General features: G+C 42.7%; 12 protein-coding genes and 1 pseudogene. 10 read left to right on the top strand and 3 right to left on the bottom strand.

The genetic code is table 11. From position 1 onward, the window contains the following. Positions 1–91: 91 nt before the first annotated feature. Positions 92–2401 (top strand): TonB-dependent receptor, encoded by a 2310-nt coding sequence (locus AC19MX_RS20095; RefSeq protein WP_498299671.1) that lies wholly within the window; start codon positions 92–94, stop codon positions 2399–2401. A 335-nt stretch (positions 2402–2736) separates the two neighbouring features. Further along, positions 2737–3417 carry a Fe2+-dependent dioxygenase gene (locus AC19MX_RS20090; RefSeq protein WP_498299670.1) on the top strand — a complete coding sequence of 227 codons (681 nt, stop codon included), beginning with the start codon at positions 2737–2739 and terminating at the stop codon, positions 3415–3417. Between the two features lie 87 nt (positions 3418–3504). Here AC19MX_RS20090 and AC19MX_RS20085 read toward each other — a convergent pair whose 3' ends face one another. Continuing rightward, a complete protein-coding gene (locus AC19MX_RS20085; RefSeq protein WP_498299669.1) occupies positions 3505–4773 on the bottom strand; it encodes an IS4 family transposase in 1269 nt (422 codons plus the stop codon). 419 nt (positions 4774–5192) lie between these two features. Here AC19MX_RS20085 and AC19MX_RS20080 point away from each other — a divergent pair, with 419 nt between their 5' ends. The 7 genes from AC19MX_RS20080 (at position 5193) to AC19MX_RS20050 (ending at position 10832) form a co-directional block, all read left to right on the top strand. Further along, positions 5193–5963, top strand: coding sequence for an AzlC family ABC transporter permease (locus tag AC19MX_RS20080; RefSeq protein WP_498299668.1), 771 nt, complete (start codon positions 5193–5195; stop codon positions 5961–5963). Next, complete coding sequence (locus AC19MX_RS20075) at positions 5960–6262, top strand: AzlD domain-containing protein (RefSeq protein ID WP_432405340.1); 303 nt, start codon at positions 5960–5962, stop codon at positions 6260–6262. Before AC19MX_RS20080 ends, AC19MX_RS20075 begins: the two co-directional genes overlap by 4 nt. 98 nt (positions 6263–6360) lie before the next feature. Further along, positions 6361–7755: a UDP-N-acetylmuramate:L-alanyl-gamma-D-glutamyl-meso-diaminopimelate ligase gene (gene mpl, locus AC19MX_RS20070; RefSeq protein ID WP_498299667.1), complete on the top strand. Its 1395-nt coding sequence runs from the start codon at positions 6361–6363 to the stop codon at positions 7753–7755. Positions 7756–7781: 26 nt separating this feature from the next. Next, entirely contained in the window at positions 7782–8441 is a 660-nt protein-coding gene (locus AC19MX_RS20065; RefSeq protein ID WP_432405336.1) for a flavin prenyltransferase UbiX, read from the top strand. A 7-nt stretch (positions 8442–8448) separates the two neighbouring features. Beyond that, complete coding sequence (gene hpt, locus AC19MX_RS20060; RefSeq protein WP_432405334.1) at positions 8449–8979, top strand: hypoxanthine phosphoribosyltransferase; 531 nt, start codon at positions 8449–8451, stop codon at positions 8977–8979. 147 nt (positions 8980–9126) lie between these two features. Continuing rightward, positions 9127–10062, top strand: coding sequence for an ABC transporter ATP-binding protein (locus AC19MX_RS20055; protein ID WP_498299666.1), 936 nt, complete (start codon positions 9127–9129; stop codon positions 10060–10062). Continuing rightward, on the top strand, positions 10062–10832 hold the full coding sequence (locus AC19MX_RS20050; protein ID WP_432405329.1) for an ABC transporter permease: 771 nt from the start codon (positions 10062–10064) through the stop codon (positions 10830–10832). Before AC19MX_RS20055 ends, AC19MX_RS20050 begins: the two co-directional genes overlap by 1 nt. Before the next feature lie 138 nt (positions 10833–10970). Here the strand turns inward: AC19MX_RS20050 and AC19MX_RS20045 are convergent, their stop codons facing one another. Further along, a complete protein-coding gene (locus tag AC19MX_RS20045) occupies positions 10971–11930 on the bottom strand; it encodes an integron integrase (protein ID WP_498299665.1) in 960 nt (319 codons plus the stop codon). Between the two features lie 325 nt (positions 11931–12255). Between AC19MX_RS20045 and AC19MX_RS20040 the strand changes: the two genes are divergently transcribed. Beyond that, the gene (locus tag AC19MX_RS20040; protein WP_498299664.1) at positions 12256–12969 is read left to right on the top strand and encodes a hypothetical protein; all 714 of its coding nucleotides are present in this window, start codon (positions 12256–12258) and stop codon (positions 12967–12969) included. Positions 12970–12972: 3 nt separating this feature from the next. Here AC19MX_RS20040 and AC19MX_RS20035 read toward each other — a convergent pair. Further along, a pseudogene (locus AC19MX_RS20035) lies at positions 12973–13087 on the bottom strand (IS110 family transposase); the annotation flags it as partial.

Raw genomic sequence — 13087 nt, 5'->3', positions numbered from 1 at the left:
AGTGCGTCACATAAACAAACTTTCATAAACGCTAATTAACCTAAACCCTTATTCCGAGTTTAGGTTAATGAATAATAGGACGATGTTAGACATGAAATCGAACAGTTACAGTAAGTTGTCGTTAGGTGCACAGGCCGTTGCCGCGGCATTAGTATTTGGTTGCCCAGCAGTTTATGCCGCTGACACCACTAAAGAAACTTGCGATAAGGATATTTTAGCCAACTGTAAGCCAGCAGAAACTGACGAGTCTATCGAGCGCATTCGTGTACATGGTGTGCAAAATTCGGTTTACATGTTTAACAGTTCGGCCGACAAACGCCGTCTTGCAGAGTTAGTCGATACGCCACAGGTTATTACGGTAATAACCCAAGACCAAATTCAAGAGTCAGGCAACACCGACTTAAAAGACATTTTGTCAGCCCAGGCGGGTGTAACATTAGGCACCGGTGAAAACGGTAACGCGTTTGGCGATCGTTATATTATCCGTGGCCACGAAGCGCGCAGCGACGTGTTTGTTGATGGCCTTCGCGACCCAGGCATGACAACCCGTGAAAGCTTTGCTACTGAGCGCGTTGAAATCACTAAAGGCCCAAGCTCAACCTTTGCTGGGCGTGGTTCATCAGGTGGTGCTATTAACAGCGTCACCAAAAAAGCCTCAGTAGCGTATGACTTTGGCCGTGTCGATTTAGGTGTCGGCACTGACGAACATAGCCGTATCACCATTGACTATAACTTACCGCTCTCTGAAAAAGTTGCAGTACGTTTAAACGGTTTAACCGCACAAGAAGACAAGCCTGGCCGCGAAGGCATTAGCAGCAAACGTGAAGGTGTACAGCTATCGGGTGTGTATGAAACCACCGATGCACTGACATTCACAGCAGACGTTTACCACTTAAACGCAGAAGACGTGCCCGATTTAGGCAGCTATTTTGATCAAGATACCCGTAAGCCATTAGAAGATATTCCGGTTTATGCACAAGACGGTGACTTTTTAGACTCAGAGGTGACCACCTTTACCCTGCGTACTGAATACGAGCTTAATAGTGACATTACCCTGTATAACGCGACTCGTGTGGGTCATACCGAAAACGGCTACATTACAACCGGTATGAGTGGAAGTACTCGTGCCGATACCGATGCAACCGCGCCAGGTGTTGATACGCTGAAATTAAGTACTCACCAGGGTAATCAAGATGTTGACTACTTTAGCACCCAGCTCAATTTATTCTGGAACACCAAAATCTTTGGCTTTAACAACAAGCTAGTCTTTGGTTTGGAATACACTGACGAAAATGTCGATAACGGTGTGTATAACATTACCAAAAACAATCCAACAAACTGTTCTACAAAAGGTAGCAGCAGCGTGTCTGAGTCGTACTGTATTATCGATGGTAATGGTAATACCGTTGATAATATCAGCCAGCTTATAGGGTACAGTTATGTAAAAGGCGAGTCAGATGCCATCTTCGACATCAAAACGGTGGCGGCATACATGATGGATAACGTTGAACTGACAGAGCAACTGTCGATGTTTTATGGTTTAAGACTCGACAGCTTCGACTACAGCAACCAAACCAGCAACACCTTATATGAATATTCAGACACCATGTATAACTTCAACTTCGGTTTGGTTTACGACCTGTCTGAAGACGCCAATATTTATGCTAACTACAGCACGGCAACCAACATTAATGGTGGCGAGTCTGACTTAGGCGGCAACTGTGGTTATGGCGGTGTTTGCGGTACTGAAGATCAAGCCAGTGAAGCCGATGCTGAAATCGTAGAAAACATTGAACTTGGTACCAAGTGGATGTTGTTTGACGATAAAATGATGTTCTCAGCGTCGATTTTCCAAATCACTAAAAGTGACGTGATGGAAAGCGTTGGCGACAGTTATACCACCCTCGGCACGCTAAACACAGGTGAAAACCGCGTTAAAGGCATCGAGTTTGGCATGGTGGGTAACATTACTGACGAGCTAAGCATACAATTCTCGGCAGCCAAAATGGACTCTGAAGTGTTGGAGTCTTATGATCCCGCTAACGTCGGCTTGACGTTAAGTAACTTTGCTGACGAAAGTGCGTATTTGCAATTACGTTATCAGTTAACTGAATCATTTGTTATCGGTGGCAGCTACACATATCAGAGCAACATGTTCGGTGGCCAACCAGATACTGCCGCAGGTTACGACGCCACCAACGAGCGTTACAGTATTGAAGTACCTAGCTATCAAGTCGTTGATTTATTTGCCAGCTACAATGCCACTGAAGCCTTAACATTCCGCTTAAATGTGGGTAACGTAATGGACGAAGAGTATTGGACAGCAGCATACCGTTCGGGTGCATTTATGTACCTGGGTGATGCGCGTAATTCGAGACTGTCGATGACATACGAATTTTAATCGAGTGATTTGCCGTTAACACCAACGCCTAGTTGCAAACTAAGCGTTGGTTTTTTTGATTTTGGAAGCCATACTTATCCGCATTAGAATGTGCTCTTTTAGCGAAAGTTATCAGTGTGGTATTCGCGGCAGCCTTTTGAGGGCATAGTGCGCTACGTTAAGAAAGGCTAACAAAGAAAAACGCGCTGATAAATTCGCCCTTCGGGGCTGTGTCACAACCCTCATTACGGCTTCAAATGACTTTGATGTAGATGACTATACCTACAGTCATTTTCATTGTACTGAGCCTAGTGACAGAGTCTAAAATAGATCACATTCTAATAAGGATAAGTACAGTGGTTGTTATAGAAAAAGTGCTCAATCAAGAGCAAGTCAGCGCTTATCGTCAGCAGCTAGCGCAATGTCCCTGGGGCGACGGTCGTCAAACGGCAATGGGCATGGCTGCGTCTGTTAAACAGAATCATCAAGCTGATGCGCAAGACGCCAATGTGCAACAACTTGCTAATCAGTTATTAGCACGTATTGGTGACACGCCTAAAATTGTGTCAGCCGCTTTGCCGCATAAAATTTTCCCACCATGCTTTAATCGTTACAGTGAAACTGAAGAGTACGGCTACCATGTCGACGCCGCCATTATGCGTATTCCTAACACTAGCGAGGTTATTCGCAGCGACGTGTCGATGACGGTATTTTTAAGTGAACCAGAAGAATACGACGGCGGTGAATTAGTTATCTCTACCGAGTTTGGTCAACAACAAATTAAACTGCCAGCCGGGTATGCAGTGGTGTATCCATCAAGCAGTTTACATAAAGTCACCGCGGTTACTCGCGGTCAGCGGGTTGCTGCCATTACCTGGATGCAAAGCATGGTGGCAGATTCAAACTTACGCCAAACCTTATATCAGCTTGATCAATCTATTCAGAAGCTGATTAACGCCAATAAAACCGATCGCGCCGAATTAGACAATTTACACAATGTGTATCACAACTTAATTCGGCAATTTACCCAGTTGTAATCCTAATGAAAAAAATGGCGTATATTCATATAAATATACGCCATTTTATATTTTTTTATCAGTGAGTTGCTTTTCATACACTGGACCTTAAGCATTAAGGCCTGCAAAAATTCCATCTAACGTTATGTCTTTTCTAGATTTTCTTTGTTGTGACTTTTTTGCGTTTATTGTTATATAGCAGACCGCCCAGTCTATCTTTTCTGTTATTTCTGACCAAGCCCGATGACAGATACACTCAAAGATTGGCAGCAGCCAAACGTCCACATTCTTTGCCGCTTTGAACAGCGAAACTGAAGGCATGATGCGCATAGCGGTGCTGCGTCTGATGATAAGTGCCAACAGGCTGGCCCATACTAGGCCGTCAACTATCGCTTTCTGCGCGGTGGCAAATCTCTGCCAGTTTGTATGTGATTTCAACTCTTTGAACAGCAGTTCAACCTGCCAGCGGCAGCGGTAAATCGCCATAATGTCATCGGCTGAGTAAGACTCTGCCGGTAAGTTAGTTAGCCAGATGCAAAATCGTTTTTCTTCTGCAAACCAACGCCTTATCACTCGAAATTCCTGCGTTCCCCGCTGGGCTTTTAGGTCAAGCACTTCTGAGCGATTGGTGCGACGCGTGATGTCTTTAAGTTTCACTCCGGCAAGCTTAGGCAGCACACGGCCCTTGCCATTTCTAGCTTCAACTATTTTTGGGTTGAGTGACTTTTTCCCCCGAAAAATATAGAAACCATTATGGCGTTCCACATCGGCGAAATAATCAAAATCAGGATAGCCCGCATCAGCCAGAAGCAGTGTATTTTTCATTCTAAAGGCCATGGGGAGATAGGTTCTTTCTGAAGCGGTATCAGCACTTATCGCCATTGCTGTGGGATTAAATGTGCGCAATGACATGGTCATATGGCACTCTATCGCGGCGGGATTACGCTTAAAGCGGCTTGGGTACACGTCAGCTAACGCCTTGTGAACATGAAAAGAACTGCCGTCCTGAAGCAAAATATCATCAAAGCCTGACAACTTCTTCGGAAGCGAAGCGCATTGTTGGCGTGCAAACTGAGCGATAGCCAGCTGAACCAGTTGCTTCATAAAATCAGCAAAGGCGGCTTTGCGGAGCTGATTATGAAAAGGTTTGTAAGCCACATTATCATTTTCTGTCAGACACATACCATTAAACTGACGATGTAAGTCAGCAATGGCATGGCAGTTCCCTTTGCTCAACGCAGAGACCAAGCTCGGCACCAATAGTTCAGGTAATACAGCGCGATTTCGCTGTATAAACCCTGTGCGCTTAGCCATTTTTTGAAGGATGTCTGCATTGAAGAATTGCATAAATTGCTTTTTTAAGGTGATAATTGTCATCGGCTTTATTTATTGGTCATGTTGATTTGTTTGGCGACAATTATCAGATCATAAATAAGGCCTTTTTTCTATCTAAAATATAGGTTTATTGCTAAAGATCCTGTCTATGAGTTGCTTTTAGATAAACTCGACCGAGATAAGCATGGCCTAATATACTGGACCTTTAGCATTAAAACCTGCAAAAACCCATCTAATGTTATATATTTCATAGACTTTATCTGTTGTTGTCTGTGTGCTTTTTTTATAGATAATATGGCTCACAAAAATATCTTTGGTGCATCGTGATACGACAAGGCGACAATATCGGACAGCCTTAAAAGTGAATAGATAAGGCTTTACTGTGTGATTCTGATTACGCTAATCTTCAAGTCAAACAGCGCGCATGAGTGCTGCATAAGGAGGCTGCATAAGGAGATAGTGTGAGCTCAACTGAATCGATTAATAATACATCCTCAAAACTGAAATCACTTCTATCGGGTGCGTTAGCGGTGATGCCATTAACCATTGCCGTCATCCCCTGGGGAATTTTAGCCGGTTCATTCGCATTAGAAGTTGGCCTAACCGCGGTAGAAAGCCAAGCCATGTCGGCCATTATTTTTGCTGGTAGCGCGCAATTGGTCGCTCTAGGCATGATAAAAGCGGGTATTGGTATCGGCAGCATTTTAATTACCACCTTACTTATTACCTCAAGGCATTTATTGTATGCCATGGCCATGCGCAGCCAAATAAGCCCGTTACCCCTTAAATGGCGCCTAGGACTGGGCTTTTTACTCACCGATGAATTATTTGCTATCTCTAACCAGGCCCATGGCGGCGATAAGCCCGCACAACATCAGTTTGATCGTTGGTATGCGCTGGGTGGGGGGGTAACCTTCTATCTCGGTTGGAACATTGCCACGTTATTGGGCATTGTTGCGGGGCAATCAATTGATAATTTGGGTGAACTTGGGCTCGACTTTGCTATCGCCGCCACCTTTATTGCCATTGTGGTGCCAACAGTAAAAAAACCATCGATATTAGTGTGCGTGTTGGTGTCACTCACGTTAGCGGTAGTGTGCGCCGTGTTTGCGATTCAAGCAGGGCTACTGATTGCCGCCATATCGGGCATGGCAGCGGGTATGGCTTACGCTAAACTCACTAACGAAGGCGGTGACAATATAGCCAGCGAGCAAAAGGAAAAGTCTTTATGATTTGGTTGATTATTTTGTCGATGGCCGCGGTTGTATTTGTTAGCCGGCATTTATTATTAGAGCCTAAAATCCCGATTCGGTTAAGTAAAAACACCCTCATTTTTTTAAGTTATTCAGCACCAGCCGTATTAACGGCCATATTAGCGCCTATCGTCTTTGTACCACACGGTGAGCTGGCCATTAGCATACATAATCCTTATTTAACCTGTGCACTGGTGGCCACAATATTGGCTTACGTTACCCGCAATACCTTGCTTACCACGGTATTAAGCATGGGACTGTTTTTCTTTTTGTATTAACCCTAACCCCATTGATGATTCTCAATAATTGTTAACTGACAATCGGCGCCGCAATAGATTAGAATAAGCGCCATATAATGGATCATTAGAGTGAAATCATGCACGTACACATTTTAGGGATTTGTGGCACTTTTATGGGCGGTTTAGCCTTACTTGCCCGCGCAATGGGCCATAAAGTGACCGGCAGCGATGCCAATGTTTACCCTCCAATGAGCACCCAGTTAGAACAACAAGGCATTGAGCTTATTCAAGGCTTTGATCCTGCACAGTTAGGTAAAGAAGGTGAAAACCAGCCAGATCTCGTGGTCATTGGTAATGCCATGAGCCGTGGGAATCCGTGTGTAGAAGCGGTATTAAACCGTGGTTTGAAGTACACATCAGGGCCGCAATTTTTATCAGAACATATTCTACCAAACCGTTGGGTATTGGCCGTAGCGGGTACCCATGGCAAAACCTCAACGTCAAGCATGTTAGCCTGGGTGTTAGAGTATTGCGGCTACGAGCCAGGATTTTTAATTGGTGGTGTTCCGCAAAACTTTGGCGTGTCCGCACGCCTTGGCAATACTCCCTTTTTTGTGGTTGAGGCCGACGAATACGACAGTGCCTTTTTTGATAAACGATCCAAATTTGTTCATTACCATCCGCGTACTCTAGTGATCAATAATTTAGAATTTGATCATGCCGATATTTTTGCCGATCTGGCTGCGATTCAACGTCAATTTAATCATGTTATTCGTACCGTGCCAGGCGAGGGTAAAGTGATTTGGCCACGCGACGTTGACGCCGTTAAACAAGTGATTGATATGGGCTGTTGGAGTGAGCAAGAAACCTATTCTAAAGTAGCCACAACAACTGAACCAAGTGGCTGGTTTGCACGTACTATTGCCGATGATGGACACGAGTTTGAAGTGTTATTTAACGGGGAATCTCAAGGCATACTAAACTGGACATTAATTGGCCAGCACAATATTGAAAACGCCATAATGGCTATTGCCGCAGCCCGTCATGTAGGCGTAGCGCCAAACCATGCAATTGAGGCATTAGCGCAATTTAGTCCGCCGAAACGTCGTTTAGAATTACTCGATACTGTCAACGGTGTTGCAGTGTATGACGATTTTGCTCATCATCCCACAGCCATTGCCACAACCTTACAAGGCTTACGAGCCAAAGTGGGGATTGATGCCAACGCCACGGGTAAAATTATTGTGGTGCTAGAGCCACGCTCAAACACCATGAAAAGCGGTGTACATAAAGACACACTAGCCAATTCAATGGCGTTAGCTGACGTGGCTTATTTGTATCAGGCAGACAATATTGGCTGGGACATTAATACCAGTATGGCCAATGCACCAATCCCAGTGACGGTTTATCACGACATTGAAGACATTATTACTAACGTAGCCAATACCGCCCAAGCAGGCGATACCGTGGTGATTATGAGCAATGGTGGCTTTAACGGTATTCACCAAAAAATGATTAAGGCTTTAGCGTAACTGTTTGAGCCGCAAGAGGATACAAGATGGCCTACGCCAAAAAAGCCAAAGCAATTAGTCTCGCCTGGACCGGCGCATCTGGTGCGCCTTACGGTATTAAATTACTTGAATGTTTACTTGCTGCCGATTACCAAGTGTTTTTAATGATATCAAGCGCCGCGCGGGTAGTGTTAGCGACAGAGCACGGTTTGCAGCTCAGTGCCAATCCAGAAAAAGCCAAAGCGCAGCTCGAAGCACAACTGCAGCATAACGACCAACCGCTTAAGGGTGAATTGGTTGTTTTGGGTAAAGATGAATGGTTTTCGCCGCCAGCATCAGGCAGCGCCGCACCAAAACAAATGGTGATTTGCCCGTGCTCAACCGGTACGTTAGCGGCTGTGGCGACCGGAATGAGTAATAATTTGCTCGAAAGAGCAGCAGACGTGGTAATAAAAGAACGGGGCCAATTGATTCTTGTTCCGCGTGAAACTCCGTTTAGTGCCATACACTTAGAGCATATGTTAAGCCTAACGCGTAACGGTGCGACCATCATGCCAGCGGCGCCAGGCTTTTATCATAATCCCCAATCGGTAGAAGATCTGGTAAACTTCATGGTTTCCCGAATCCTTGATCACTTAGGGATAGAACACGACTTAACGAGTCGCTGGGGATACGGACACACCCAGCCAAACGACATCGACAATTGAGATATTTATGAAGCACACAATTGAAATGATGATTTCTGAACAAGAAATCAATAAAACCCTCGACCAGCTAGCTGAGCGTATTAATGCACATTATGCCGACAGTGAGCGCTTATTAATGGTTGGCCTTTTAAAAGGGTCTGTCGTGTTTATGGCCGATTTGTGTCGTCGTATTAAAGGCCATGTCGAAATCGATTTTATGTCAGTGTCGAGCTACGGCAATAGTATGAACAGCTCGCGTGATGTCAAAGTGCTTAAAGATGTGCAGTCAGACATTGCAGGCCGTGACGTATTAATTGTAGAAGACCTTATCGACTCGGGTAACACCTTAAATAAAGTCCGTGAAATGCTCTTACTGCGTGACCCAAAAAGCTTAGCGCTATGTACTTTACTAGACAAACCAGAGCGCCGCGAAGTAGACGTCTATGTCGACTTTATCGGCATTACTATTCCCGACGAATTCATTGTGGGCTACGGTATCGACTATGCAGAGCAGTACCGCAACTTGCCTTACATCGCTAAAGTGGTGCCATTAGATTAATACAACTACAGGTATACACTCCCGCTATAGGCGGGAGTTTTGTTTTAAGTGTCTAAATATTTTTGCGTCTTTTTCATTTTTATAACGTCTTTAGCAGTACGTAATAAGAAGTGTTTAATTCGCAATTCATGGATTAGAGGTATGACAATGAGTAACACCAACAATGCATTGGTGATCGAAAACCTTAAAAAAACCTATAAAGGCGGCGTACAAGCTGTTAAGTCGATCAGTTTGACGGTAAAACAAGGTGATTTTTTTGCTTTGCTTGGCCCTAATGGCGCAGGTAAATCGACCACAATCGGTATTATCAGCTCATTAGTGCAAAAAACCTCTGGCACAGTGTCAGTGTTTGGATTTGATATAGACAAACAGCTTGAACAAGCAAAATTGTGTATTGGTTTAGTACCGCAAGAATTCAACTTCAATCAATTTGAAACCGTACAACAAATTGTGATTAACCAGGCGGGTTATTACGGCGTCCCTAAAGACGTAGCCTTAGTTCGTGCAGAAAAGTACCTCACTCAACTTGATTTATGGCAAAAGCGTCACGCCCAAGCACGCGAGTTATCGGGCGGCATGAAACGCCGTTTAATGATAGCGCGTGCATTAATGCACGAACCTAAATTGCTAATACTCGATGAGCCAACTGCCGGCGTAGACATTGAATTGCGCCGTTCAATGTGGGAGTTTTTAAAGCAAATCAATCAACAAGGTGTGACCATTATTTTAACCACTCACTACCTTGAAGAAGCCGAAATGCTGTGTCGTACTATTGGTATTATCGACACCGGTTTGTTGGTGGAGTGCACTACTATGAAGGCATTGTTGAGCAAGCTAGATGTTGAAACCTTTATTTTCGATTTACGTCGCGATCTAGACGTTGCGCCGCAATTAACCAACATGAATTGCCGCTTAACCGATCCCCATACATTAGAAGTCGATGTGGCCAAAGCGAACAACATTAATGAATTATTTACCCAGTTAACCGCCGCCAATATCGAAGTGTTATCAATGCGCAACAAAGCCAACCGCCTAGAAGAGTTGTTTGTAGAACTGGTCGAAAAAGCCAAGGAGTCAAAATAATGAATCGCCTGTATTTTGTGGCCTTTAAAAGCATTTTAACCAAAGAGATTAATCGTTTTACCCGTATTTGGGTGCAAACGTTAGTGCCGCCAGCCATTACCATGACATTGTATTTTCTTATTTTTGGTAACTTGGTTGGCAGCCGTATTGGTGAAATGGGCGGTGTAAGCTACATGGAATTTATTGCCCCAGGTTTAATCATGATGTCGGTGATAACCAACTCATATTCTAATGTGGCATCGTCGTTTTACAGCGCCAAGTTTCAACGCAACATTGAAGAAATCATGGTCGCGCCAGTACCGCATTACGTATTAATTGCCGGTTATGTTGGTGGCGGTGTAGCCCGTGGTTTGTGTGTGGGCTTAATTGTGACTGTCGTGGCTATGTTATTTGTCAATATCACCCTTCATCATGTTGGCCTTGTCATATTAACCGTATTTTTAACTTCGGTACTCTTCTCACTGGGTGGGTTAATCAACGCGGTATTTGCTAAAAGTTTTGACGACATCAGCATCATTCCGACCTTTATTTTGACGCCGCTGACTTATTTAGGCGGGGTATTTTACTCGTTATCGCTATTGCCTGAATTCTGGCAAGGCGTGTCGGGGTTAAACCCAGTAGTCTATATGATCAACGTATTCCGTTATGGCTTCCTAGGCTTCGCCGACATTAGCGTACCACTGTCTATTGCTATTATGGTGGGCTTTTGTGTCAGCTTATGGACACTGGCTTATTATTTAATATCTCGTGGGATAGGGTTAAGAAGTTAAGTCTTACAATAGCTAAACCGCTCACAAACCGGTTGTGACAATCTACGTGTAAAAGGGCTCGCAAGAGTCCTTTTTTGTGGGTGGTGTTTAGAAAATATTTACCTTGTAGGTTAATTCTAAGCGGGCTAATGATCGCTTTTAACTGTAATCCATTGGGCTTTGTACGCCTGTTTGGTGTAAACCTGCAACATGAGTATAAATTTGAGTTGTTTTGACATCATTATGGCCAAGCAATTCCTGCACGGTTCTTATATCATGACCACGCCTCAGTAAGTTTGTTGCAAAAGAATGCCTGAAAGTATGGGCGGTAATGCGTTTAGTGATATCGGTTTTCTGAACAGCTTTTTTTAATGCTTTTCTAAAGGTTGTTGGGTCAATATGATGTCTGCATATGTAGTCATTAACAGGATGTGACACACAGTGAACCGAAGGAAAAAGATATTGCCAATGTAATTGTTTGGCGCTTGTGCCAAACTTTTTGAGTAAGCTAGTAGGTAAAGAAGCCATCCCTAATCCCTGAGATAAGTCGTGAGCATGAGTCTCTCGCACATGGTGCATCTGCTGTTGTATGGGGTCAATGGTCATTTTCGGTAAAATACAAACTCTATCTTTTTTACCTTTACCTCTAAATACAAAAAGTGTTCGATTTTCAAAATCGATATCCTTAAGCCGAATACTTAAAGCTTCAGTTAATCTTAACCCCGCGCCATATAATAAACAGCCAATCAGTTGGTATTTACCGTCTAAATGGTCGATTACCTGTTTGGCTTCTACATCATTCAATACCTGCGGAATTCGAGTCGGTGCTTTTGCATACGGGAACTGCAAATTGTCGGTATCGATGGCTAGTACATGTTTAAACGCAAAAACAAGGGCGCAAAGGGCTTGCTGTTGTGTACTGCTGGAAACACGCCTTTCGTTTGCTAAAAAACATAAAAACTGTTCAATGTGTGTAGGTAAAATATGTTTTGCAGCAGTAAATTTAAAATATCTTATAAAATAACGGTTCCAATAAAGGTATGATTTTTCAGTTTGATAGCTGTAATGCCTCACTCGAATTTGTTGTCGAATCGCTTCGATATATCCCGATCCCGCCATCACTTCACCCTTTATGTTACCTATACTGTGCATCCATACAGTTATAATGGGTTTTGAATGAATTACAATAAAACGTGTACAAAAAGCAATCTAAAGTGCTAGATATGAGTAAATAGATAAAAGCTAATCTATTGATATTAGGTGATTAATATTTTTAGCATTTAATTTTGGCACCTTTAACGCGCAATCGAAGTTTTATCTCAGAGGTTAAGAGTCATTAAATTGCTTTACATCAATGAGATAGAGAATGTAGGATGATATAAATCAATAACTTGAACAGCCGACTTTATCGGGCGAGCCGTTCAATAAGCTGTTAGGTGGTGTGATGTATTTATCTGATATTCATATTTACAAAGTAGGTAATTACCAAAACACGGTTGAAGAACAACACCTATACCTATTGGATTTAGAACAAAGTAAATATTTAATGACTTATTGGGAAAATATAAGAGATCTCTTTTGTTTGAAGTTGCCCCCAAAATTCAACTTTTTAAATATTTCTAAATTTAATATTAGGCTTGGAGATTATAACGGTGAGCAATTTGAAACTTCTAAAATTGGCGGAATATCTACCTTTAAGCGAAATGATTTTGATTTTAATGTGTTTACTGAATTCAATGACAATGAAAAAAATTTATTTTCACTTCAACTAGTTAGAGATTCATTAATTAAAGTATGTCAAATGCATGGAATATCAATCAATGTGATTGGTGTAATTAATGATATATGTGACTCAATTATAAGTGATGAGTTCTCATTAACTAGAGTGTTTTCTAAAACAACAAAATGGAATAAATCGCGCTCGTTACGTGCAGTGACTTACTTGTATCATAAGCAAGGTGGTATAGACGTATTTGTAGAGATTATAGATAAAAATGGAAGTGCAAAGTTAAAGGCACTTGTATTAGAAAATTGTTTATGGGAACTTATTTGGTTTGAAGTTTGGAAGGGCTATTGGCTTGATTCAGACTTTATTCTTGAAGATAAAAATAAGAAAATCATTAAAAGAATAAGTTTACTTCGAGAACCACCTAACTAACGACTATGGCGTCAATAACTTATTTTTACCTGTATTCTCATCCCACATGACGCCATCTCTTAGCATCGAATTTAAGATAATTACCATCTTTCTGACACATGCAATGATGGCGACTTTT

Source organism: Shewanella sp. MF05956 (genome assembly GCF_059758055.1).
The sequence above is the reverse complement of the archived record's forward strand: the minus strand, read 5'-3'. Positions and strand labels throughout refer to the sequence as shown.

What these genes read in the sequence shown, in the direction of transcription:
- AC19MX_RS20095 (WP_498299671.1), top strand. Translation starts at nt 92, where the DNA reads ATGAAATCGAACAGTTACAGTAAGTTGTCGTTAGGTGCACAGGCCGTT.
- AC19MX_RS20085 (WP_498299669.1), bottom strand. Translation starts at nt 4,773, where the DNA reads ATGACAATTATCACCTTAAAAAAGCAATTTATGCAATTCTTCAATGCA.
- AC19MX_RS20075 (WP_432405340.1), top strand. Translation starts at nt 5,960, where the DNA reads ATGATTTGGTTGATTATTTTGTCGATGGCCGCGGTTGTATTTGTTAGC.
- mpl (WP_498299667.1), top strand. Translation starts at nt 6,361, where the DNA reads ATGCACGTACACATTTTAGGGATTTGTGGCACTTTTATGGGCGGTTTA.
- AC19MX_RS20065 (WP_432405336.1), top strand. Translation starts at nt 7,782, where the DNA reads ATGGCCTACGCCAAAAAAGCCAAAGCAATTAGTCTCGCCTGGACCGGC.
- hpt (WP_432405334.1), top strand. Translation starts at nt 8,449, where the DNA reads ATGAAGCACACAATTGAAATGATGATTTCTGAACAAGAAATCAATAAA.
- AC19MX_RS20055 (WP_498299666.1), top strand. Translation starts at nt 9,127, where the DNA reads ATGAGTAACACCAACAATGCATTGGTGATCGAAAACCTTAAAAAAACC.
- AC19MX_RS20050 (WP_432405329.1), top strand. Translation starts at nt 10,062, where the DNA reads ATGAATCGCCTGTATTTTGTGGCCTTTAAAAGCATTTTAACCAAAGAG.
- AC19MX_RS20045 (WP_498299665.1), bottom strand. Translation starts at nt 11,930, where the DNA reads ATGGCGGGATCGGGATATATCGAAGCGATTCGACAACAAATTCGAGTG.
- AC19MX_RS20040 (WP_498299664.1), top strand. Translation starts at nt 12,256, where the DNA reads ATGTATTTATCTGATATTCATATTTACAAAGTAGGTAATTACCAAAAC.